General features: G+C 60.0%; 20 protein-coding genes. 9 read left to right on the forward strand and 11 right to left on the reverse strand.

Features of this window, described 5'->3' with window-relative positions:
* Window positions 1–337 (forward strand): IS4 family transposase (locus tag BT116_RS13210; protein ID WP_305883631.1); only part of this gene is annotated, 337 nt, incomplete at its 5' end.
* Window positions 338–429: 92 nt separating this feature from the next.
* Here the strand turns inward: BT116_RS13210 and cyoE are convergent.
* The 7 genes from cyoE to hmpA all read right to left on the reverse strand — a co-directional run bounded on the left by cyoE (window position 430) and on the right by hmpA (window position 8,051).
* Entirely contained in the window at window positions 430–1,317 is an 888-nt protein-coding gene (gene cyoE, locus BT116_RS13215) for a heme o synthase (RefSeq protein ID WP_003178131.1), read from the reverse strand.
* 11 nt (window positions 1,318–1,328) lie between these two features.
* Window positions 1,329–1,664, reverse strand: coding sequence for a cytochrome o ubiquinol oxidase subunit IV (cyoD, locus tag BT116_RS13220; RefSeq protein WP_014340102.1), 336 nt, complete (start codon window positions 1,662–1,664; stop codon window positions 1,329–1,331).
* Entirely contained in the window at window positions 1,665–2,291 is a 627-nt protein-coding gene (locus tag BT116_RS13225) for a cytochrome o ubiquinol oxidase subunit III (RefSeq protein WP_003205395.1), read from the reverse strand.
* 3 nt (window positions 2,292–2,294) lie between these two features.
* Window positions 2,295–4,325, reverse strand: a complete 2,031-nt coding sequence (gene cyoB, locus BT116_RS13230; RefSeq protein WP_057451772.1) for a cytochrome o ubiquinol oxidase subunit I — start codon at window positions 4,323–4,325, stop codon at window positions 2,295–2,297.
* Window positions 4,326–4,328: 3 nt separating this feature from the next.
* On the reverse strand, window positions 4,329–5,276 hold the full coding sequence (cyoA, locus tag BT116_RS13235; RefSeq protein ID WP_003205397.1) for a ubiquinol oxidase subunit II: 948 nt from the start codon (window positions 5,274–5,276) through the stop codon (window positions 4,329–4,331).
* A gap of 774 nt (window positions 5,277–6,050) precedes the next feature.
* Window positions 6,051–6,560 (reverse strand): disulfide bond formation protein B, encoded by a 510-nt coding sequence (locus BT116_RS13245; RefSeq protein ID WP_033062546.1) that lies wholly within the window; start codon window positions 6,558–6,560, stop codon window positions 6,051–6,053.
* A 309-nt stretch (window positions 6,561–6,869) separates the two neighbouring features.
* Window positions 6,870–8,051, reverse strand: a complete 1,182-nt coding sequence (gene hmpA / locus BT116_RS13250) for an NO-inducible flavohemoprotein (protein WP_072344302.1) — start codon at window positions 8,049–8,051, stop codon at window positions 6,870–6,872.
* A gap of 152 nt (window positions 8,052–8,203) precedes the next feature.
* Here hmpA and norR point away from each other — a divergent pair, with 152 nt between their 5' ends.
* The 5 genes from norR (at window position 8,204) to BT116_RS13275 (ending at window position 13,351) form a co-directional block, all read left to right on the forward strand.
* Window positions 8,204–9,760: a nitric oxide reductase transcriptional regulator NorR gene (gene norR / locus BT116_RS13255; RefSeq protein WP_072344306.1), complete on the forward strand. Its 1,557-nt coding sequence runs from the start codon at window positions 8,204–8,206 to the stop codon at window positions 9,758–9,760.
* A 344-nt stretch (window positions 9,761–10,104) separates the two neighbouring features.
* Window positions 10,105–11,007, forward strand: coding sequence for a chemotaxis protein CheV (locus BT116_RS13260; protein WP_072344308.1), 903 nt, complete (start codon window positions 10,105–10,107; stop codon window positions 11,005–11,007).
* A 101-nt stretch (window positions 11,008–11,108) separates the two neighbouring features.
* On the forward strand, window positions 11,109–11,435 hold the full coding sequence (locus BT116_RS13265; RefSeq protein WP_072344311.1) for a hypothetical protein: 327 nt from the start codon (window positions 11,109–11,111) through the stop codon (window positions 11,433–11,435).
* Between the two features lie 79 nt (window positions 11,436–11,514).
* Window positions 11,515–12,264, forward strand: coding sequence for a YkgJ family cysteine cluster protein (locus tag BT116_RS13270; protein ID WP_072344313.1), 750 nt, complete (start codon window positions 11,515–11,517; stop codon window positions 12,262–12,264).
* Between the two features lie 115 nt (window positions 12,265–12,379).
* Window positions 12,380–13,351 (forward strand): 2-hydroxyacid dehydrogenase, encoded by a 972-nt coding sequence (locus BT116_RS13275; protein ID WP_072344316.1) that lies wholly within the window; start codon window positions 12,380–12,382, stop codon window positions 13,349–13,351.
* Window positions 13,352–13,555: 204 nt separating this feature from the next.
* On the opposite strand, the gene BT116_RS13280 is transcribed toward BT116_RS13275, so the two are convergent.
* Window positions 13,556–14,458: a DMT family transporter gene (locus BT116_RS13280; RefSeq protein WP_072344318.1), complete on the reverse strand. Its 903-nt coding sequence runs from the start codon at window positions 14,456–14,458 to the stop codon at window positions 13,556–13,558.
* Window positions 14,459–14,594: 136 nt separating this feature from the next.
* Between BT116_RS13280 and BT116_RS13285 the strand changes: the two genes are divergently transcribed.
* Window positions 14,595–15,470 carry a helix-turn-helix domain-containing protein gene (locus BT116_RS13285; RefSeq protein ID WP_072344320.1) on the forward strand — a complete coding sequence of 292 codons (876 nt, stop codon included), beginning with the start codon at window positions 14,595–14,597 and terminating at the stop codon, window positions 15,468–15,470.
* A gap of 136 nt (window positions 15,471–15,606) precedes the next feature.
* Here the strand turns inward: BT116_RS13285 and BT116_RS13290 are convergent, their stop codons facing one another.
* Window positions 15,607–16,017 carry an HPF/RaiA family ribosome-associated protein gene (locus tag BT116_RS13290; protein ID WP_072344323.1) on the reverse strand — a complete coding sequence of 137 codons (411 nt, stop codon included), beginning with the start codon at window positions 16,015–16,017 and terminating at the stop codon, window positions 15,607–15,609.
* A gap of 508 nt (window positions 16,018–16,525) precedes the next feature.
* On the opposite strand from BT116_RS13290, the gene BT116_RS13295 reads away from it, so the two are divergent.
* A complete protein-coding gene (locus BT116_RS13295; RefSeq protein ID WP_072344325.1) occupies window positions 16,526–16,843 on the forward strand; it encodes a DUF3509 domain-containing protein in 318 nt (105 codons plus the stop codon).
* Here the strand turns inward: BT116_RS13295 and BT116_RS13300 are convergent.
* Window positions 16,840–17,340, reverse strand: a complete 501-nt coding sequence (locus BT116_RS13300) for a phosphate-starvation-inducible protein PsiE (protein ID WP_072344327.1) — start codon at window positions 17,338–17,340, stop codon at window positions 16,840–16,842. The genes BT116_RS13295 and BT116_RS13300 overlap by 4 nt on opposite strands.
* Window positions 17,341–17,647: 307 nt before the next feature.
* On the opposite strand from BT116_RS13300, the gene BT116_RS13305 reads away from it, so the two are divergent.
* Window positions 17,648–17,908 (forward strand): YebG family protein, encoded by a 261-nt coding sequence (locus BT116_RS13305; protein WP_063324447.1) that lies wholly within the window; start codon window positions 17,648–17,650, stop codon window positions 17,906–17,908.
* A gap of 74 nt (window positions 17,909–17,982) precedes the next feature.
* On the opposite strand, the gene BT116_RS13310 is transcribed toward BT116_RS13305, so the two are convergent.
* Window positions 17,983–19,374: an aminotransferase-like domain-containing protein gene (locus BT116_RS13310; protein WP_058543599.1), complete on the reverse strand. Its 1,392-nt coding sequence runs from the start codon at window positions 19,372–19,374 to the stop codon at window positions 17,983–17,985.
* Window positions 19,375–19,418: the final 44 nt, after the last annotated feature.

Consider the following 19,418-nt stretch of genomic DNA (forward strand, 5'->3'; position numbering starts at 1 on the left):
GTTACCCTGCATTGGTTTGTACTTGATTACCACATGGCGCGTGCTTTACGGCCTGATGCTGGGACGTGCTTGTCCGGATTTAAGCTGCGAGATGGTGTTTGAGGCTTCGGAATGGAAAGCGGCCTATGTTGTGGTCAAACGGTGCCAACCGCCCTCTGTACCACCTTCTTTGGGCGAGATGGTTTTACTGGTCACAAGCCTGGGAGGCTACTTAGGGCGCAAAAATGACGGGCCTCCTGGCCCTAAGGCCATGTGGATAGGGATGCAACGAATACGCGAGTTTGTTATCGCGTTAGAAGCCCAGCGTGCGCTCATCGAGAGTTGTGTAGAACGATGAGCGCAGAGCGTGGGAACGATCCTCCAGGCAACGCCCATGAAAAAGCCCCGCGCTTCTCTCGAAGGCGGGGCTTTTCGTGCAGCTTCTGAAGCTTAAGGCGCGTACGTCAGCAGCAGCTCACTCGGCACTTTGAAGTCCAGGGACATCATGACGCTCAGGGCGGTGATGGTGAAGATCGAGAACACGAACAGCTTGCGTGCCCAGACCGTGTCATCCACCGCCTTGTAGCCGGTCCAGGCCATGTACAGCCAGTACATGCCCATGGCGGCGGCGACGGCGAGGTAGCTCATGCCGGCGTAACCGCTGAAAGTCAGCATCAAGGTCGCCACGAGGAAGGCCAGGATGTAGAGCAGGATGTGCTTCTTGGCCACGCGGATGCCGCGCTTGACCGGCAACACCGGAATCGAGGCCGCCAGGTAGTCGTTGAAGCGGAAGATCGCGATGGCGTAGGAATGCGGCATCTGCCATAGGCTGAACATCACCAGCAGCGTCAGCGCCGCCATGTCGAAGCTGTTGCTCACCGCGACGTAGCCGATCACCGGCGGCATCGCCCCCGACAGGCTGCCCACCAGCGTGCCGTGCACCGACTTGCGCTTGAGGTACAGGCTGTAGAGGCCGACGTAGATGACAAAACCGATCACCGCGAACAACGCCGCCAACGGATTGGCCACCCAGTACAACAGCGCCACACCGGCCACGCCCAGCACCGTGGCGAATGCCAGGGCCAGTTGCACCGGGATCAGGCCCTGGACCAGCGCGCGGTTCTTGGTGCGCTCCATCTTGATGTCGATGTCGCGGTCGATGCAGTTGTTGAACACGCAACCGGACGCCACCACCAGGGAAGTGCCGATCATCGCCGCCAGGAAGATGGCCAGATCGACATGCCCTTTCGAGGCCAGGAAAAACCCGCCTGCCACAGAAAGCACGTTACCGAAAATGATCCCCGGCTTGGTGATTTGGATAAAGTGCTTCAGGGACATCCGGACTTTCCTCAGTGCGCCATCATGTTGGTGTGGATGCTGAACATGATCCACAACGACAGGCCAACCAGCAGGACAATCACGATCGCGGCAAAGACAAATGCGACCACGTTGTTACGTTGGGCGGCGGAGCGGTCCAGGTGCAGGAAGTACACCAGATGCACCAATACCTGGACCACGGCGAAGATCAGGATGATCCACAGGGTCAGGCTCTTGGGCAGCGACGGGTACATCACCAGGCCGAACGGAATGACGGTCAGGATCACCGACAGGATGAAACCGATGGCGTAGGACTTGACGCTGCCGTGGCCGGCGTCGTGACCATCATGGGAATGTGCGTTAGCCATTTACAGGGTCCCCATCAGATAAACAACGGTGAATACGCAGATCCACACCACGTCCAGGAAGTGCCAGAACAGGCTCAGGCAGCTCAGGCGCGTCTTGTTGGTGGCGGTCAGGCCGTTTTTCTGGACCTGGTACATCATGATCGCCATCCAGATCAGGCCGCTGGTCACGTGCAGGCCGTGGGTGCCGACCAGGGTGAAGAACCCGGACAGGAAACCGCTGCGGTTAGGGCCGTAGCCCTCGGAGATCAACATGTGGAACTCGTTGATCTCCATGCCGATGAAGCCGGCACCGAACAGGAAGGTCATGGCCAGCCAGCCCAGTACCTGGGTTTTCTTGCCCTTGAACAACGCCAGCATGGCGAAGCCGTAGGTGATCGAGCTGAACAGCAGCAGCGCGGTTTCGCCCAGTACGTACGGCAGTTCGAAGATGTCGTGGCCCGATGGGCCACCGGCGACGTTGTTAACCAGCACCGCGTACGCTGCGAAGATCGACGCAAACAGAATGCAGTCGGTCATCAGGTAGAGCCAGAAACCGAATACGGTCATCTCGCCCGAGTCGTGGTGATGGTCATCGTGCCCATGGTCATGACCATGGGCGTGTCCAACAGTGGTCACTAAGTTCGACATGGTTTAAGCCTGTTCCAACGAGGTTTCAACACGGGTGGCGGTGGCTGGGACTTTCCCGGCCGCTACCAGACGTTTGTGCTGCTCGGCTTCGATGCGCTCGATGACATCCACCGGCACCATGTAGCCCTGATCGTCACGGGCAGCATGGATAGCGAAATACACCACGGTGCCGACCAGGCTGGCGATGGCCAGCCACCAGATGTGCCAGATCATCGCGAAACCGAACACGGTCAGCAGCGCGCCCATGACCACACCGGTAGCCGTGTTGTTGGGCATGTGGATCGGCTCGTACTTGGCCGGGACCGGGTACGCGGTGCCGTTTTCCTTGGCTTCGGTGAACGGGTCGATGACGTCTGCTTTTGGCAGCACGGCGAAGTTGTAGAACGGCGGTGGCGAAGAGGTCGACCATTCCAGGGTATGGGCATTCCACGGGTCGCCGTGTTCGCACATGTTCTCTGGCTTGTTGCGATCGCGCACGCTGACATACAACTGGATCAGCTGGCAGGCGATACCAACAGCGATCATCACCGCACCGAACATGGCGACGTACAGGTACGGCACCCACTCAGGGTTGGTGGTGGTGTTCAGGCGACGGGTCATGCCCATGAAGCCCAGTACATAGAGCGGCATGAACGCGACGAAGAAGCCGGTGATCCAGAACCAGAACGCTGCCTTGCCCCAGCCTTCGTGCAGCTTGAAACCGAACGCTTTCGGGAAGTAGAAGGCGAAGCCGGCGATATAACCGAACACCGCACCGCCGATGATCACGTTGTGGAAGTGCGCGATCACGAACAGGCTGTTGTGCAGCACGAAGTCAGCACCCGGGATGGCCAGCAATACGCCGGTCATGCCGCCGATGGCGAAGGTCACCATGAAGCCCAGGGTCCACATCACGTGGCTGGTGAAACGCAGACGACCCTGATAGATGGTGAACAGCCAGTTGAACAGCTTCACCCCCGTCGGGATCGAAATCAGCATCGTCGCCAGGCCGAAGAAGGCGTTGACGCTGGCCCCCGAACCCATGGTGAAGAAGTGGTGCAGCCAGACCATGAAGCCCAGTACCGAGATCGCGCCGCTGGCGTAGATCATCGAGTGGTGGCCGAACAGTTTCTTGCCGGAGAAGGTCGAGATGACTTCGGAGAAAATCCCGAACGCCGGCAGGATCAGGATGTACACCTCAGGGTGACCCCAGGCCCAGAACAGGTTGACGTACATCATCGGATTGCCACCAAGCTCATTGGTGAAAATGTGGAAATCCATGTAGCGGTCAAGCGTCAGCAAAGCCAGGGTAGCGGTGAGGATCGGGAAGGAAGCGACGATCAGCACGTTGGCCCAGGTGCAGGTCCAGGTGAAGATCGGCATGTCCATCAGCTTCATGCCCGGGGTACGCATTTTCACCACGGTGGCCAGGAAGTTGACCCCCGTCAGCGTCGTCCCCAACCCGGACAGCTGTAGCGCCCAGATGTAGTAATCCATCCCCACGCCCGGGCTGTATTGCAGGCCCGACAGCGGCGGATAGGCCACCCAACCGGTCTTGGCGAACTCACCAACGCCCAGGGACAGGTTGATCAGCACCACGCCGGATACCAGCAGCCAGAAGCTCAAGGAGTTCAGGAACGGGAAGGCCACGTCACGGGCGCCGATCTGCAGTGGCACTGCAAGGTTCATCAGGCCGGTGAAGAAGGGCATCGCCATGAAGATGATCATGATCACACCGTGGGCGGTGAAGATCTGGTCATAGTGTTCAGGCGGCAGGTAGCCAGGCGAACCCTCGGTGGCCATGGCCAGCTGGGTACGCATCATGATGGCGTCGGCAAAACCACGCAGCAGCATGACCATGGCGACGATGATGTACATCACGCCGATTTTCTTGTGGTCGACCGAAGTCAGCCACTCGGTCCACAGGTAGGTCCACTTCTTGAAATAAGTGATGCCTGCAAACAATGCCAGACCACCGAGCGCGATGATGGCGAGGGTCACCATGACAATCGGCTCGTGGAACGGGATCGCTTCCCAACTTAATTTACCAAACATCGTTTACTCCTCTGCCCCGGCAGCTGAATGCGAGCTCATGTCCATCCCTTCCATGTTGTGAGCCACTTCCTTCTCGTTCTTCTCGTGGTGCATCGGCTTGCCCGGATTCATCCCTTCATACTTGTCGATGATGGTCTGGAACAGGTTCGGCGTGACCGACGAGTAGAGTTCGACTGGGTTGTTCTGGCTCGGCTTGGAAAGGGCTTCGTATTCAGCTTTTTCAAGCTGTTTAGGTGCCTTCTTCACATCGTTGACCCAGGCGTCGAAATCTTCCTGGGTCGTGGCGATTGCTTTGAACTTCATGCCGGTAAAGCCCGCGCCGCTGTAGTTGGCGGAGATACCGTCGAGTTCGGCGTTCTGGTTGGCGATCAAGTGCAGCTTGGTCTGCATGCCCGCCATCGCGTAGATCTGGCCGCCCAGGCCCGGGATGAAGAACGAGTTCATCACGGTGTCGGAAGTGACCTTGAAATTGATCGGCGTGTGGGCCGGGAACACGATCTTGTTGACCGTGGCGATGCCTTGTTCCGGGTAGATGAACAGCCACTTCCAGTCCATGGAGACCACTTCAATGGTGATCGGCTTGACGTCGGAATCCAGCGGACGATACGGGTCCAGGGCGTGGGTCGACTTGTAGGTGACGTAACCCAGGGCAATGATGATCAGTACCGGAATGGTCCACACCGCCACTTCGATCTTGGTCGAATGCGACCACTTCGGCGTGTAGGTGGCATTGGTATTGGTTGCGCGGTACTTCCAGGCAAACAGGAAGGTCATGACGATGACCGGCACAACGACCAGCAACATCAGCAGCGTAGCGGTGATGATCAGGTTTCGTTCATCCAGGCCGACCTGGCCCTTGGGATCGAGCAAGGTCATGTTGCAGCCTCCCAGCAGCAACGTGCCGAGCAGCGGCAACAAGCCTAGTAATCGGGGGTACCTGTTTTTACTCATCTCACGACCTCTAAAGCAGCTTGCGCAATGCAGTTGGGTTTTGATCGCCAACACTTCACCCTGCCAAGGGTTGGCATTTCTTGGATTGAATAAGGGCTGCCCATCGAACGTCAGCGGCTGTTCGACACATCCTGGGCCAGCAGTGAGTTCTTATTCGTTGGTCAAAAGGCCTAGTTCAAGCCCAATTCCATTTGGTGCGGGTAGTTGGAGGCACCGACACCTGGGGTCGCATGGGGCGCTGGCGCCCTTCGACCACTCTCATGCTCAAGCCTGAGCCGGGTCGGAAAATCGGTGCGGGCGATTGTAGTGAGGTGACGCGCTGTAGACCATGTCTCATCCCGAAATAATTTTTATCCGATCCGGCAACAATCTCTTGCCGATATTGCAACGGGCCAGCATGTTATCGAAATTAATTCTCAACAAGAACCCCAAAAAACGTAGGTCTACTACGCCCGATTTAGACAGCTCGAGAGGGTCTTCAAGAGGTTTTTTGCCCGGCAAGCGCCCAGTTTTCGGGGCCTACGGTGCCTGACGCGCCGCTGTTAAAAATGCCTGCTGCAGGCGATACGCCAGTTGCGAAACCAGACATTTTTTTGTTACAGGAAAGCGTGCTTTATCTCCCTCGCAAAGGCTGAGCGCCGCAAGATATGTGACAACGTGTCGCACATTGCCGCAGGTCATTCTTGCCTCGGATCAAGGACGCTCCGGCTTGAGCGTGAAACGTAAAACGCCCCGGCTCTCCAGGAGAGAACCGGGGCGTTTCATCGAAGCGTTTCAGCGAAGCGGCTTGCGATTACGTGACACCAGCAACGGCACCAGCACCACCGTCAACACGAAGGCCACCAATGCCCACTGTGCCAGGGACAGCCCCAGGATCGGTGGGTAGGGGGTGGAGCAAAAGCCGTCGACCTGGAACCCCAACGGAAAGATCTTCGCCAACGGCAGGTCATCGACAATCGGTTGCAACACGTCGATGCCGCAACTGACCGCCGGGAAGAACTGGGTGTACACGTGATGCCCTGCCACACCGGCACCGGCCAGGGCGCTGAGCACCACCAGGCCTTCGAAGATCGTCAGGCTGCGGCGGGTGCGCATGGCGGCACCGATGAAGGCGAAGATGGCGATCAGCAACAGCGCATAGCGTTGCAAGATACACAGCGGGCACGGCGCCTCACCGAGGGCTACCTGCATATACAGCGCACCGCCAATCAGCGCCAGGCAGATCAGCCCCAGCAGCACCAGATAGCGCCGCTCACGGCCTAAGCGCATCATTTCCTCACTCATTGCGTTTCCCTTTGTCTGCATGGATCGACGCGCGGCACGGCAACATTCCGGCGCGCGGTCGGATGCCCGAAGTCTACACGCAGACCATGACAGTGAACGAGCAGCGGGCGTCGACATTGAAGGGGAATAGACCGCAAGAAGGTTAAGTGCGGATTAATTCTGGCAGTTGGACAAGGATGGACCTGCCGTCGCCATCGCGAGCAGGCTTGCTCGCGAAAGCGATGGGTCAGCTTGCATCAATGTTGGATGTGCCGCCGTCTTCACGAGCAAGCCCGCTCGCACAAGGGATCTGTGGCGGGCGTGGAGACCTTATTCCAGCGCTGCCGCCGGGCCGAAGAATTCGTAACGGCTCTGCTGCTCCGGCACGCCCAAGGCCTTGAGGTGACGCTTGATGGCGCCCATGAAGCCCTTCGGCCCGAGGAAATAAGCGTCCACGTCACGTTGCTGCGGCAGCCATTGCGCCAGTTGCTCCTGGCTCAGCAGCCCCACCTTGTCGGCCGCCGGGCTCAAGCCGTCGTCTTCGTCGTAGCAGTAGAAGCGCTTGAGCTGCGGATGCCGCTTGGCCAGGTCGTCGATCCAGTCGCGGAAGGCATGGGCACGGCCGTTGCGCGCGCAATGAATGAAATGCACCGGCCGCTCGGTTTGCAGCGCCGCCTGCAACATGGCCAGGGTCGGGGTGATGCCGACGCCGCCACTGATCAGTACCAGCGGTTTGTCGCTGGCAGTCAGGTAGAAATCCCCGGACGGCGGGAACAACTGGATGCGGCTGCCGACGTCGAAATGATGATGCAGGTGGCTGGACACCCGCCCGCCCGGCTCGCGCTTGACGCTGATACGGTATTGACCATTGTCCGCCAGGGCTGACAATGAGTAGTTGCGGCGTACTTCCTCGCCATCGAGCATGAGCTTCATGCCGATGTACTGGCCCGGCTCGGCCACCAGGATCGGGCCCTTGTCCGCCGGTTCAAAGTAAAACGAAGTGATCTCCGAGCTTTCCTGCACCTTGGCCGTCAGGATGAATTCACGCTCGCCACGCCAGCCGCCCGGCGCCTCGGCCTTCTTGTCGTACATGCCAGCTTCGGCGCCGATCAAGATATCGGCCAACTGGTTGTAGGCTGCGCCCCACGCCGCAATCACTTCGGGTGTGGCGATCTCCGCGCCCAGCACTTCGGCGATTGCTCGCAGCAGGCACGAACCGACAATCGGGTAATGTTCCGGCAGGATCTGCAGGGCAACGTGCTTGTTGACGATCTTCGCCACCAGGTCGCCCAATTGATCGAGTTGGTCAATGTGCCGCGCATACATCAACACCCCGTTGGCCAAGGCCCGCGGTTGATCGCCACTGGCCTGGTGAGCCTGGTTGAACAACGGGCGTACCTGCGGGTATTCGGACAGCATCATGCGATAGAAGTGAGTGATCAGCGCCTCACCACCACTTTCAAGCAACGGAACGGTGGAGCGAATGATGGCGCGTTCTTCTCGACTGAGCATAAGGTGACTCCTGGCGTATGACCGATAACAGTTAGGTAAGCCTTATCAGTTTCCATGCCATTAATTTTTTTATTTAATATCAGCAAGTTACACATGGAGTAGTCATATCGACACGGTTCGCCTTATAGTCGTTAAGACTACATGGAGTCATTATGACCGCAACCGCCCTGCTGACCTCCCTGCTGCCACTGGTGGCCGATCTGTCCCGCGAACTGCCTGAAGGCGAACGTTATCGGCGCCTGCTCGGCACCTTGCGAACCCTGCTGCCCTGCGATGCGGCGGCGTTGTTGCGCCTGGACGGCGACTGCCTGGTGCCGCTGGCCGTGGATGGCCTGAGCACCGATACGCTGGGCCGGCGATTCCGGGTCAGCGAACACCCGCGCTTCGAAGCACTGCTGGCCAACCCACAGCCCACCCGATTCGCCGCCGACAGCGGCCTGCCCGATCCCTATGACGGACTGGTCGAGGGGCTCGCCGAGCATCTGGAGGTTCACGACTGCATGGGCTGCCCGCTGTTCGTCGACGAGCGGCCCTGGGGCCTGCTGACCCTGGATTCGCTGGATCCGGAGCGCTTCGAGCCCATCGACCTGAGTGCCCTGCAAGCCTTCGCCAGCCTCGCCGCCGCCACGGTCAGCGCCGCCGAGCGCATCGAGCGCCTGGCCCTGAAGGCCGAGGACGAGCACCGCCGCGCTGAGGTCTATCGCCAGGCCAGCGGCCAGCAACCTCGCGACTTGGTCGGCCAGAGCAAGGCTCACAAACGCCTGGTGGAAGAGATCGCGCTGGTGGGCAGCAGCGACCTGACGGTATTGATCACCGGCGAAACCGGCGTGGGCAAGGAACTGGTCGCCCAGGCCATCCATGCCGCGTCAAAACGTGCCGAGCAGCCACTCATCAGTCTCAATTGCGCCGCCCTGCCCGATACCCTGGTGGAAAGTGAACTCTTCGGCCATGTACGAGGCGCCTTCACCGGGGCCACGAACGACCGGCGCGGCAAGTTCGAACTGGCCGACGGCGGCACCTTGTTTCTCGACGAAGTGGGCGAGTTGTCCCTGGCCGTCCAGGCCAAGTTGTTGCGGGTGCTGCAAAGCGGCCAACTGCAACGCCTGGGCTCGGACAAGGAACACCGGGTCGATGTGCGCCTGATCGCGGCCACCAATCGCGACTTGGCCGAAGAAGTGCGCAACGGCCGTTATCGGGCCGACTTCTACCATCGCTTGAGTGTGTACCCGCTGCAGGTGCCGGCGCTGCGCGATCGCGGACGTGACGTGCTGCTGCTCAGCGGTTTTTTCCTGGAGCACAACCGTTCGCGCATGGGCCTGGGCAGCCTGCGCCTGACCGGCGACGCCCAGGCCGCGCTGCTGGCCTACGACTGGCCAGGCAATGTGCGCGAACTGGAGCACCTGATCGGCCGCAGCGCCTTGAAGGCCTTGGGCCGGTGCACGACGCGCCCGAAAATCCTCAGCCTCAGCGCCCAGGACCTGGATTTGCCCCAGGCGCCTGAGGACAACCCCACGCCTTCGTCCATCAGCCCGGCGCCGACCGCGCAGGACGTAACGGGGGACTTGCGCGAAGCGGTGGACGAGTTCCAGCGCACGCTGATCGCTGCCTGCCTGGAGCGTCACCAACACAACTGGGCCAGCGCCGCCCGGGAGCTCGGGCTGGACCGGGCGAACCTGGGGCGGATGGCCCGGCGGTTGGGACTGAAATAATCCCGTCTGTTGCTGCCGACCGCTGTTGTGGCGAGGGGATTTATCCCCGCTGGGTTGCGAAGCAGCCCTGAAACCTCTCGCCTCGGAGTGCCAGACTAAATGCGTTTAACCTTTCTGAGGGGGTTGCTACGCAACCCAGCGGGGATAAATCCCCTCGCCACAAATAAATCCCCTTGCCAGAGATAAATCCATTCACCACAAGGTGTACTCACAGGTCATTGACTTGAAATTGACTGTCGGCGGCTTTCGCCCTAAAGCCTGCCCCCGACAAGTCGATAACCCAATATCAAAAGCTGTTTTGGTGAGCGGTATGCTCGCCCCACCTTTTTCCACAGAAGGTTTTTATGTCTTCCAACAAAGCCCGCGCAGATTCACTTTCGCTTCTGCTGTTTACCTTGCGCAGCGGCAAGCTGATGGCAATCAACCTGCTCAAGGTCAGCGAAATCATTCCCTGCCCACCATTGACCAAGCTGCCGGAGTCGCATCCGCACGTCAAAGGCATCGCCACCCTGCGCGGGACATCGTTGTCGGTGATCGACCTGAGCCGCGCCATTGGCGAGCGACCGCTGGAAGACCCGGATGGTGGCTGCCTGATCGTCACTGACGTCAGCCGCTCCAAACAGGGTTTGCATGTGCAGGCCGTGAGCAAGATCGTGCATTGCCTGACCACCGATATCAAACCACCGCCCTACGGCTCCGGCGGTGTGCGTTCGTTCATCACCGGCGTGACCTCGGTGGACGGCACGCTGGTGCAGGTGCTGGACATCGAAAAGGTCATCCACGGCATCGCGCCAGCGCAGATCGAAACCGCGCCGACCGAACTGAGCATGGAAGACGCCGAGGTGCTGGGCAACGCACGGATCCTGGTGGTCGATGACAGCCAGGTCGCGCTGCAGCAATCGGTGCACACCCTGCGCAACCTGGGCCTGCAATGCCACACGGCCCGCAGCGCCAAGGAAGCCATCGAGTGCCTGCTGGACCTGCAAGGCACCGAGCAACAGATCAACCTGATCGTCTCCGACATCGAAATGTCGGAAATGGACGGCTACGCCCTCACCCGCACCCTGCGCGAAACCCCGGACTTCGCCCACCTCTACGTGTTGCTGCACACCTCGCTGGACAGCGCCATGAACAGCGAAAAAGCCCGGCTGGCGGGTGCCAACGGCGTGCTCACCAAGTTCTCTTCACCGGAACTGACCAAGTGCCTGATCACGGCGGCCAAGGCCGTTGCCGAGCAAGGTCACTGAGTCATCTCGGTTGCTCGCTTCTGTGTTCCAGCGCGGGAGCGATCACCGTCTGACAACCTCAGGCATACTCTTGTCCTGGCTTCCCGGAACAAGGCTCCCTGATGAAAATCCGTCTGTTGATTCTCCTTGGTCTCACCGTCCTGGCCTCCCAGGCTCATGCCTCCAGCCCGGACGCCTGGGCCACCCACGATAAAGCCGTGCTGGCCAGTTGCATCAAGGCCAGCAGCTTGAAGAGCGCTGAGCCGGTGGGTAGCGCCGCGCAATTCGACGACCGGGTCGGCTACACCGCGCTATTGCTGCAAGGCCAATATCCGCAGGAACACATGAAAGGGGCGATCGGCACCGAGTTGTGCCTCTACCGCAAAAAAACCAAAACCGCCTACGTGACCGAGTGGGACTCGATCCACCCTGCCGCTACCGACCGGTGAGTGGCGCATAACTTGCTTCGCACGGTCCATCACGGCGTTTTTCTGTCGCCGTCCCCAGCCTCCTGCGACCGGGCGCTCAATGAACACAACGTTTTCCTGTGTAGGGTGCGGCAAATGCTGCACCGATCACCACGTCCCCCTGACCCTCGACGAGGCCCGGATGTGGGCGGACGACGGCGGCCAGGTGATTGTCCTGGTGGAAGCCTTCCTGCCCAATGGCCTCGGCCTGCCGGCAGGGCAACGCGAGCATGCCGAGCGCCGCTCGGCGGTGGTCCGTAGCGGCACGAGCGACGCGCTGGTGGCGATCACGTTCGCCGCTTATAACGTGGGTCGTTGCCATAATCTGGACGACGAAAACCTGTGCCGCATCTATGAGCGCAGACCCTTGGTGTGCCGCATCTATCCCATGGAAATCAACCCACACATCCCGCTCAATCCCGCCGCCAAGGATTGCCCACCGGAGTCGTGGGAAACGGGGCCGCAGTTGATACTTGGCGGTGAATTGGTGGACCAGGAACTGGCCCGGTTGATCGAGCGTTCACGCCAGGCCGATCGTGAGGAAATCGCGATCAAGGAACGCATCTGCATGTCCCTGGGTATCCACACGACGGCGTTGAAGGGCGACGGATTCACGGCCTACCTGCCGAACATGGCTGCGTTTGCCGCTGCCATCGATCAAGCCCGCTCTCAGCCGTTGGACCAAGCGGCTGGCGAGTGGCAGTTCCACCTGTCCGGCGAGGACGTGGCCAACCAGGTCTCGACCAGCGGCGCGCGGGTGGTCACTGAAGCACCGGTCACCTACGCGTTCATTTCCCTGCGAGCCGCCTGAGTCTGTAAAGATCCCCCAGAGGACTGGCGGCGCTGCGATTACACCCTCCCCTCTCGCCTAACCCGCGCCAGGAATGTTAGCGTGCTTGGTATTCCCTGCAGATGAGCCTTGCACGATGAAAAAAACCGTACTTGCCTTCAGCCGTATCACGCCCCCCATGATCGAACGCCTGCGCCAGGACTTCGACGTGATCGTCCCCACGCCGTCGAACGGCGACATCAACGCACAGTTCAACGAAGCCCTGCCCCACGCCCACGGGCTGATCGGGGTCGGTCGCAAACTCGGCCGCGAGCAATTGCAGGGCGCCACGAACCTGCAAGTGGTCTCCAGCATATCGGTGGGCTACGACAACTATGACCTGGCCTACTTCAATGAACGCGGGATCATGCTCACCAACACCCCCGACGTACTCACCGAAAGTACCGCCGACCTGGCCTTCGCCCTGCTGATGAGCAGCGCCCGGCGCGTGGCCGAACTGGACGCCTGGACCAAGGCTGGCCAATGGCAGGCGACAGTCGGCCCGCAACTGTTCGGCAGCGATGTACATGGCAAGACCCTGGGTATCGTCGGCATGGGCAATATCGGCGCGGCCATTGCCCGGCGTGGCCGACTTGGATTCAACATGCCAATCCTCTACAGCGGCAACAGCCGCAAGACTGAACTGGAAAACCAACTGGGCGCACAATTTCGCGAATTGGATCAGTTGCTGGCCGAAGCGGACTTCGTCTGTCTCGTCGTGCCATTGAGCGAAAAGACCCGCCACCTGATCGGTCAGCGTGAACTGGGCCTGATGAAACCGAACGCCATCCTGGTCAACATTTCCCGGGGCCCTGTGGTAGATGAACCAGCGTTGATCGAAGCGTTGCAGAACAACCGCATCCGCGGTGCCGGGCTGGATGTCTACGAGAAAGAACCGCTGGCCGAATCACCGCTGTTCCAGCTGAAAAACGCCGTGACCTTGCCCCACATTGGCTCGGCGACTCACGAAACCCGTGAGGCCATGGCCAATCTGGCTGTGGATAACTTGCGCAGTGCCTTGTTGGGCGAGCGACCGCAGAACCTGGTCAACCCGCAGGTCTGGAAATAAACTTTCCGCAAAAGCCCCCCCGGGGAAACACCGTGGCGAGGGGATTTATCCCCGTTGGGCTGCGCAGCAGCCCTGATCCGGCTGATGTGGTCGACCTGACTCACCGAGCTGTCAGGGTTTGGGGCTGCTCCGCAGCCCAGCGGGGATAAATCCCCTCGCCACAGCAAGCTCCCTCGCCACGGAGTTATCGCCAGGCGTTCTGTCTCAGCGGGCACCCAGCGCGACATTCGTCGCCACCGGCCGCGGCTTGCGGAACACCAGCACGTTCCCCAGCATCACCAGCACCAACCCGACCAGCGCCGGTGCGGTCCACTGATACCCTTCGGCAAACGCCGAGACATTCAACGCCACCACCGGAAACAGCACCGTGCAGTACGCCGCTCGCTCCGGCCCCATGCGTCCCACCAGCGTCAGATAGGCCGTAAAGCCAATCACCGAACCTGGGATCACCAAGTACAACAGCGAGCCGATGTAGCGTGTGCTCCATTCCATGTCGAACGGGATGCCTTTGAACGCACACCACACCGCCAGCATCGCCGCGCCATAGGCCATGCCCCAGGCGTTGGTGGTCAACGGCTTGAGGCCCGCCTTCTGTTGCAGGCTCGACAGCATGTTGCCTGCCGAGAAACACAAGGTGCCCAGCAACGCCAGCGCCAAGCCAAGCAAGGTTTGCGGGCTTGCGCTATGGCCGGCCAGTTCCGGCCAGAAGAGCAGCGCCAGTCCCAGCAGCCCCAGGGCGCCCCCCAACAGCACGTTACGGGCAATCCGCTGACCGAAGAACACGCGGGCATTGAGGGCGTTCCAGAGCGTGGCGGTGGAAAACACCACAGCGACCAACCCGCTGGGAATCCACTGGCTGGCAGTCAGGAAGCACATGAAATTAATGCAGAACAGACACAGGCCCTGGGCAACGCAAATCAAATGACCGCGTCGATTCATCACCTGCAAGCGCCGGCTGAGCAAAAGCATCGCAAACAGGATCAGGGCCGCAAGGCCGAAGCGATAGACAATCGACACGGGAATGGCGACGACGCCCAACTGCAATTTCAGGGCAATCCAGGTGGTGCCCCAGATGAGCACGGTAAGCAGGTACAACGAGAGGTTCATGGTGACGGCTCCTGACAATGACGCTCAGTGTCCCGCTGCCATTGACCCGGCGCTTGCGTAAACTTGCGGTTTTGTCGGCTGACAGGCTGGCACGGATCGGCCGACGGAGTAGGATGCAAGCGTTGGAGAACCGATCATGTCCACACTGCAAACCCTACAAGTCTTTCAAGCCCTCAACAGCTCGCCCAATGCTCGCCTGGAGCACAGCGCCGAGCTCGGGGACGGCATGGCGGCCGCTTTGTGGAGCAACCACCACGACGCCCGGGACTACGAGGCGCCAACGCACCATACGCTGTCGTGCTACATCGCTGGCGGCACCGGTACGTTTCGCCGCGAGCGGCCCGACACCACGGGGGCACCGGACAAACTCTGCATCCTGCCGGCCGGGCATGAATCAGCCTGGATCATCAACGGCGACATTCGCCTCGCCCACCTGTATTTCAGTGCTGAACAATTTGCCCTTGGTTGCGTCACACTGCTGGACCGCGAGCCCCGGCAGGTGCAACTGCACGAAGAAACCTTCCTCGACGACCCGCGACAGGCACAGCGTTTTCGCCAGTTGATCGCGCTGAACTGGGACGAACCCGGTGAACGCCTGCTGACCACCAGCCTGGCCCATGACTTGCTCAATCACCTGCTGCTCAGCCAGGTGGGCCAACGCCAGGGACTTCGCCTCAAAGGCGGCCTGGCCGCTCATCAGCGGCGGTTGCTGGTGGATTACGTCGACAGCCACTTGGCCGAGGCCATCAGCCTCGGCCAATTGGCGGCGTTGTGTGCGTTGTCCGAATACCACTTCGCGCGGATGTTCCGCGAAAGCTTCGGGCTGCCTCCTCATCAATATGTGCTGGCCAGACGCTTGACCTGCGCGCGGCATTTGCTGCGCACCACCTCACAACCACTGGGCGAGGTGGCGCTGGCTTGCGGATTTGCCAGCGCCAGCCACTTCACCAATCGTTTTCGCCAAGCCTTGGGCGCGACGCCTGGGGAGTATCGGCAGGCGTTCTTGCGCTAGCGCCGGCTATTGCCATCGCGAGCAGGCTCGCTCCCACAGGAGAGCGTGATCAATGCAGACGCGCAAACCAAACCAATAAAACAAAACAGGCCTGCGATTGCAGGCCTGTTTTTCAGTAAGTGAAGTGAACGAGGTTTCAGCCGTGAAGCGCGGCGCGTTCGTTTTCCAGGAATTCCTCTTCCAGCATCGCATCGGCCAAGGCTACGGATTCACCCGGCTTCTCTACGACGGCGCGCTTGCCGCGCAGTTTGCCGAACAAATGCTCCAGGGCATTTTCAAGTTTGGTGGCCGCCCCTTCGATCGCCAGTTCCAGCGATTCGGCCTTGTGTGTCACGGAAATCGGCTGATGGCCCTTCGGCCGTGCTTCAAGCTGGCAACGCAGGTCATGGGGACCCGGCTTGTCGCCGTTCTCGTCCCGCAAATGAACCTCGACCCGTGTCAGGTCCTCTTCATAACGTTCGAGCGTGCTTTCGATGGTTGTACGTACCCACTCCTCCAGTCGGATGCTGCTTTGAATATGGTTATCGCTATTGACTTGGATTTGCATAGTTCATCCCTTATTTCAGCTAGCTCGCCGGGGGCCGTCGACGTTGATGCAACGGCCCCTTGAATACAGAGTCGGGCTGGCGGAAGAACAATTCAACCCCTAAAAAAAGATAAATATTCATACGCAAATAAAGCCAGACAACAGGCAAAAGCGCTGTTAATGTCGGGAGTTGCCCCTGCCCTGCCTACCCACCGTAAATCGCCTTCCCACCTGCACCGTCAACGAACATCCGCGCGTTATTGCCCCGAAACGGGCAGCGACCACAGCCGCATTCCAGAGCGTTCGGCGCCCAGGCTCCGTGATCATTGTCCGACGGTTTTTCCGGCATGCCACTTGCTAACACCCTGTAGGAGCTGCCGCAGGCTGCGATCTTTTGATCCGCAGACCTGCCCAGCCCCGGAAATCTGGAGATGTACACGATCATGGAATGGCCGGTGGTCCGGTGTTGCGAACTAATCCCGATCATGGCCGGTCAACAACTGCACGTTCAATCAGGCGGTGACGCATCATGGACAACCCTTTTCAGATCATTACCGACGCCTTTGCGCCGCATTATCAAATAAACCTGAGCATTCAGGGCCTGGACGGCAGCATCATGCTGACCCTGTCCAAGAGCGGGCGCATCGTCGCCAAACGCATGATCAGCGCCCTGCAGCGCAACGACCCGGAGCGCCTCAAGCGCCTGGTACAAAGCATCCAGTTCGGCATCGCCATTGAGCAGGGCCACAGCGCCGTGGCCATCCTCGAAGCCATGACCGGCGGTGACAGCATCAAGCTGCCACCACCGCACACACAGGGACCGGCGCCCTCTGCCGCCGGGATCTAGATTTCTCCTTTTTCCACCTCGGCATGCTCGCTGGGACCCGCGCCGACCTTGCGGTGCGGGTGCTCGATCTTCACCGAGGGGAACTGCGACGAAGCGTAGCGCACCACCAGGATCGAAAACGCCAGCAGCAGAATGCCACCACACAAGTAGATGATCCCCAGGTCTGGCGGGCTGTGATGGGAAACGTTGGAAATCAGCAGCCGCGTCAGCGCCGTGATCGCCACGTAGATCAGAAACCGCACCGGCATGTGGTTGGTCTTGAAGTAGATCCCGACCATCGCCCCCAATTCCAGGTAGATGAACAGCAGCAGGATGTCATCGATCTTGATGTGTCCTGCTTCGATCATCTGCAAGAATTCCATCACCGCCGCCCACGCGGTCACCGCACCAATGGCGAACAGGGCCAGGTAATGGAAGGTCTCGACGAACAGGTTCCCCAGGGACTCGGCCAGTTGATGGACGTTCTGGCGCAGGGTCTCGGCCCAGTTGATTTTCACGATGTAGTTTCCTTAGGTCGGCTCGACCGGATGATGCGGGTTGGACGTGACGGTTGTTCTGCATGCAGAAAAAAGGCCAGCGCCTCAGAGTGAGATAGCGATAGGCCGGTATCCGGCACTTTTGTGACATTCATTCGGACTTATCGCCAACAAGTTCCGCTCCTTACACAAGCTTTGCCCTCACATGCCGAAACCGGTCTACATTAAAAAGCCACTATCCAAAGCAACAGGATTCGCTTATCCTTTTGCCTGTATATAAATACAGTAGTCACAAAGACAACTAATGTGAAGGCATGTGAGGTGGTGAATGGCCGTCGAAGTGGTATACCGCAGCAGCCGAGATCTGGAGCGCTTGTTCATGGATAAAGCCGAAGCTGACCGTCATGACAAAATGCTGGAACTCGCCGAATTGCTGGCAGAAGTGTTGCAAAAAGCCGTTCCATCGCTGAGCGAGCAACAGGTCGAGGAAGCCGGGATCTACATGGCGAAGAATCGTGATGTGTTCGCCAAGGCGTTCAAGAGCCAGCCGGACGCCTTGTCCGAACTGCTCAATCCGTCGAACGAATAACTGAAAAGGTCGCAGCCTTCGGCAGCTCCCACATGGACTACACCGTGCGGGAGCTGCCGAAGGCTGCGATCTTTCTAGTAATAACGGCGCGGATCCGAATCGATCAGGCTCGCCAGCTTGGTCAGGGCGAAACGCAGTTCGTCCTGGCTGGTGGGGGACATCAACACCAGCCGTACACAGCGAGTGGTCCCTGAGCGCTCAGCCTGGAACTGGGTGCCGCTGAGCACCAATACGCCGTTGGCCCGGGCGAGCATGGTGAACTCATCGCTGGTCCATGGCTCCGGCAGCGTCAACCAGACGTGATAGGAATAGGGCTGGGTCTTGAGCTCGAAGTTGGCAAAGATTTCCCGGGCGATCGCTTGTCGCCCCGCCGCCTCGTTGCGCTGGATGCGAATCAGTTTCTTGTCCAGTCCTTCGGTAATCACATTGCTGGCCAACTGCGCGGTCAATGGCGACGGCATCCAGACGCTGCTGCGCACCATCGAGGTCAGGCGCGACAGCAGTTTCGGCGGGCTGTAGATATAACCGACGCGAAGCGCCGGCATGACCGATTTGGACAGGCTGGTCAGGTACACCGAACGGTCCGGCGCAAAGGCCGACAGTGGCTTGATCGACGGATCGGTGGCCAGGAAGCCATAGATATCATCGTCCAGGATGATGAAGTCGAATTCCTCGGCAAGCGCGGCGATCTGGGCCCGACGCTTCTGCGACATGATCGCCGCCGTCGGATTCTGGCAGGTCGCCACGCAGACCAGCATCGCCGGCTTCTCTCGCAGGCACAGTTCGCGCAACGCTTCGGGAATGATGCCTTCGTCATCCATTGGCACGCCACGCAAGCGACGCTCAAGACCGTGGGCCAGGGAAATGATGCCCGGGTAGCAAAGCGCTTCGCAGAGCACCAGGTCACCGGCGTTGGTCAGGGCGCTCATCGCCACCATCAAGCCATGCTGGGCCCCTGCCGTAATCACCACTTGCTGCCATTGTGCGTCGGGCAATGAATGACGCAACCATTGCGCCCCCGCCTCGCGATGCGCCGGGTGACCGCCATCCGGCGCGTAATCCAGTGCGCGAGCGAAATCGGTGCTCTTGGCCATGCCCACCAGGGCGCCACGCAACCAATACTCCAGGGTTTCGCTGTAGGGTTTGATGATCGAAAGATCGAGCAGTTCGGATTGCCCCAGGTTCAGTGGCGCGGCGGCACTGTTGCTGGCTGGCAGCTCCAGCTGCTTCTGGTTGAGCACGTAGGTGCCACGCCCCACCTCCCCCTGCACCAACCGACGCCGATGGGCCTCGCTATAGGCTCGACTGATGGTGCCCGGCGTGACATTCAAGGTGGTGGCCAGCTCCCGCAAGGTCGGCAGGCGATCGCCCTCGTTCAGCACGCCGTTGTTGATATCGCGCGCCAACGCATCGGCAATCGACAAATACATCGGTTGGCTGAACTCGCTTAGCTGGGGAACCCACATGAATGATCACTGCCCATCGTAGAAATGATGAATATCCGAGCATA

This window comes from Pseudomonas sp. NFACC16-2 (assembly GCF_900119205.1).
GTDB classification, from domain to species: domain Bacteria; phylum Pseudomonadota; class Gammaproteobacteria; order Pseudomonadales; family Pseudomonadaceae; genus Aquipseudomonas; species Aquipseudomonas fluorescens_Q.

Coding starts and splice junctions, on each gene's coding strand:
- BT116_RS13285 (WP_072344320.1), top strand. CDS start 14,595: ATGTCCACACTGCAAACCCTACAAGTCTTTCAAGCCCTCAACAGCTCG.
- BT116_RS13310 (WP_058543599.1), bottom strand. CDS start 19,374: ATGTGGGTTCCCCAGCTAAGCGAGTTCAGCCAACCGATGTATTTGTCG.
- BT116_RS13260 (WP_072344308.1), top strand. CDS start 10,105: ATGTCTTCCAACAAAGCCCGCGCAGATTCACTTTCGCTTCTGCTGTTT.
- BT116_RS13265 (WP_072344311.1), top strand. CDS start 11,109: ATGAAAATCCGTCTGTTGATTCTCCTTGGTCTCACCGTCCTGGCCTCC.
- BT116_RS13295 (WP_072344325.1), top strand. CDS start 16,526: ATGGACAACCCTTTTCAGATCATTACCGACGCCTTTGCGCCGCATTAT.
- BT116_RS13245 (WP_033062546.1), bottom strand. CDS start 6,560: ATGAGTGAGGAAATGATGCGCTTAGGCCGTGAGCGGCGCTATCTGGTG.
- BT116_RS13270 (WP_072344313.1), top strand. CDS start 11,515: ATGAACACAACGTTTTCCTGTGTAGGGTGCGGCAAATGCTGCACCGAT.
- norR (WP_072344306.1), top strand. CDS start 8,204: ATGACCGCAACCGCCCTGCTGACCTCCCTGCTGCCACTGGTGGCCGAT.
- BT116_RS13305 (WP_063324447.1), top strand. CDS start 17,648: ATGGCCGTCGAAGTGGTATACCGCAGCAGCCGAGATCTGGAGCGCTTG.
- cyoE (WP_003178131.1), bottom strand. CDS start 1,317: ATGTCCCTGAAGCACTTTATCCAAATCACCAAGCCGGGGATCATTTTC.
- BT116_RS13290 (WP_072344323.1), bottom strand. CDS start 16,017: ATGCAAATCCAAGTCAATAGCGATAACCATATTCAAAGCAGCATCCGA.
- BT116_RS13280 (WP_072344318.1), bottom strand. CDS start 14,458: ATGAACCTCTCGTTGTACCTGCTTACCGTGCTCATCTGGGGCACCACC.
- BT116_RS13275 (WP_072344316.1), top strand. CDS start 12,380: ATGAAAAAAACCGTACTTGCCTTCAGCCGTATCACGCCCCCCATGATC.
- cyoB (WP_057451772.1), bottom strand. CDS start 4,325: ATGTTTGGTAAATTAAGTTGGGAAGCGATCCCGTTCCACGAGCCGATT.
- cyoA (WP_003205397.1), bottom strand. CDS start 5,276: ATGAGTAAAAACAGGTACCCCCGATTACTAGGCTTGTTGCCGCTGCTC.
- hmpA (WP_072344302.1), bottom strand. CDS start 8,051: ATGCTCAGTCGAGAAGAACGCGCCATCATTCGCTCCACCGTTCCGTTG.
- cyoD (WP_014340102.1), bottom strand. CDS start 1,664: ATGGCTAACGCACATTCCCATGATGGTCACGACGCCGGCCACGGCAGC.
- BT116_RS13225 (WP_003205395.1), bottom strand. CDS start 2,291: ATGTCGAACTTAGTGACCACTGTTGGACACGCCCATGGTCATGACCAT.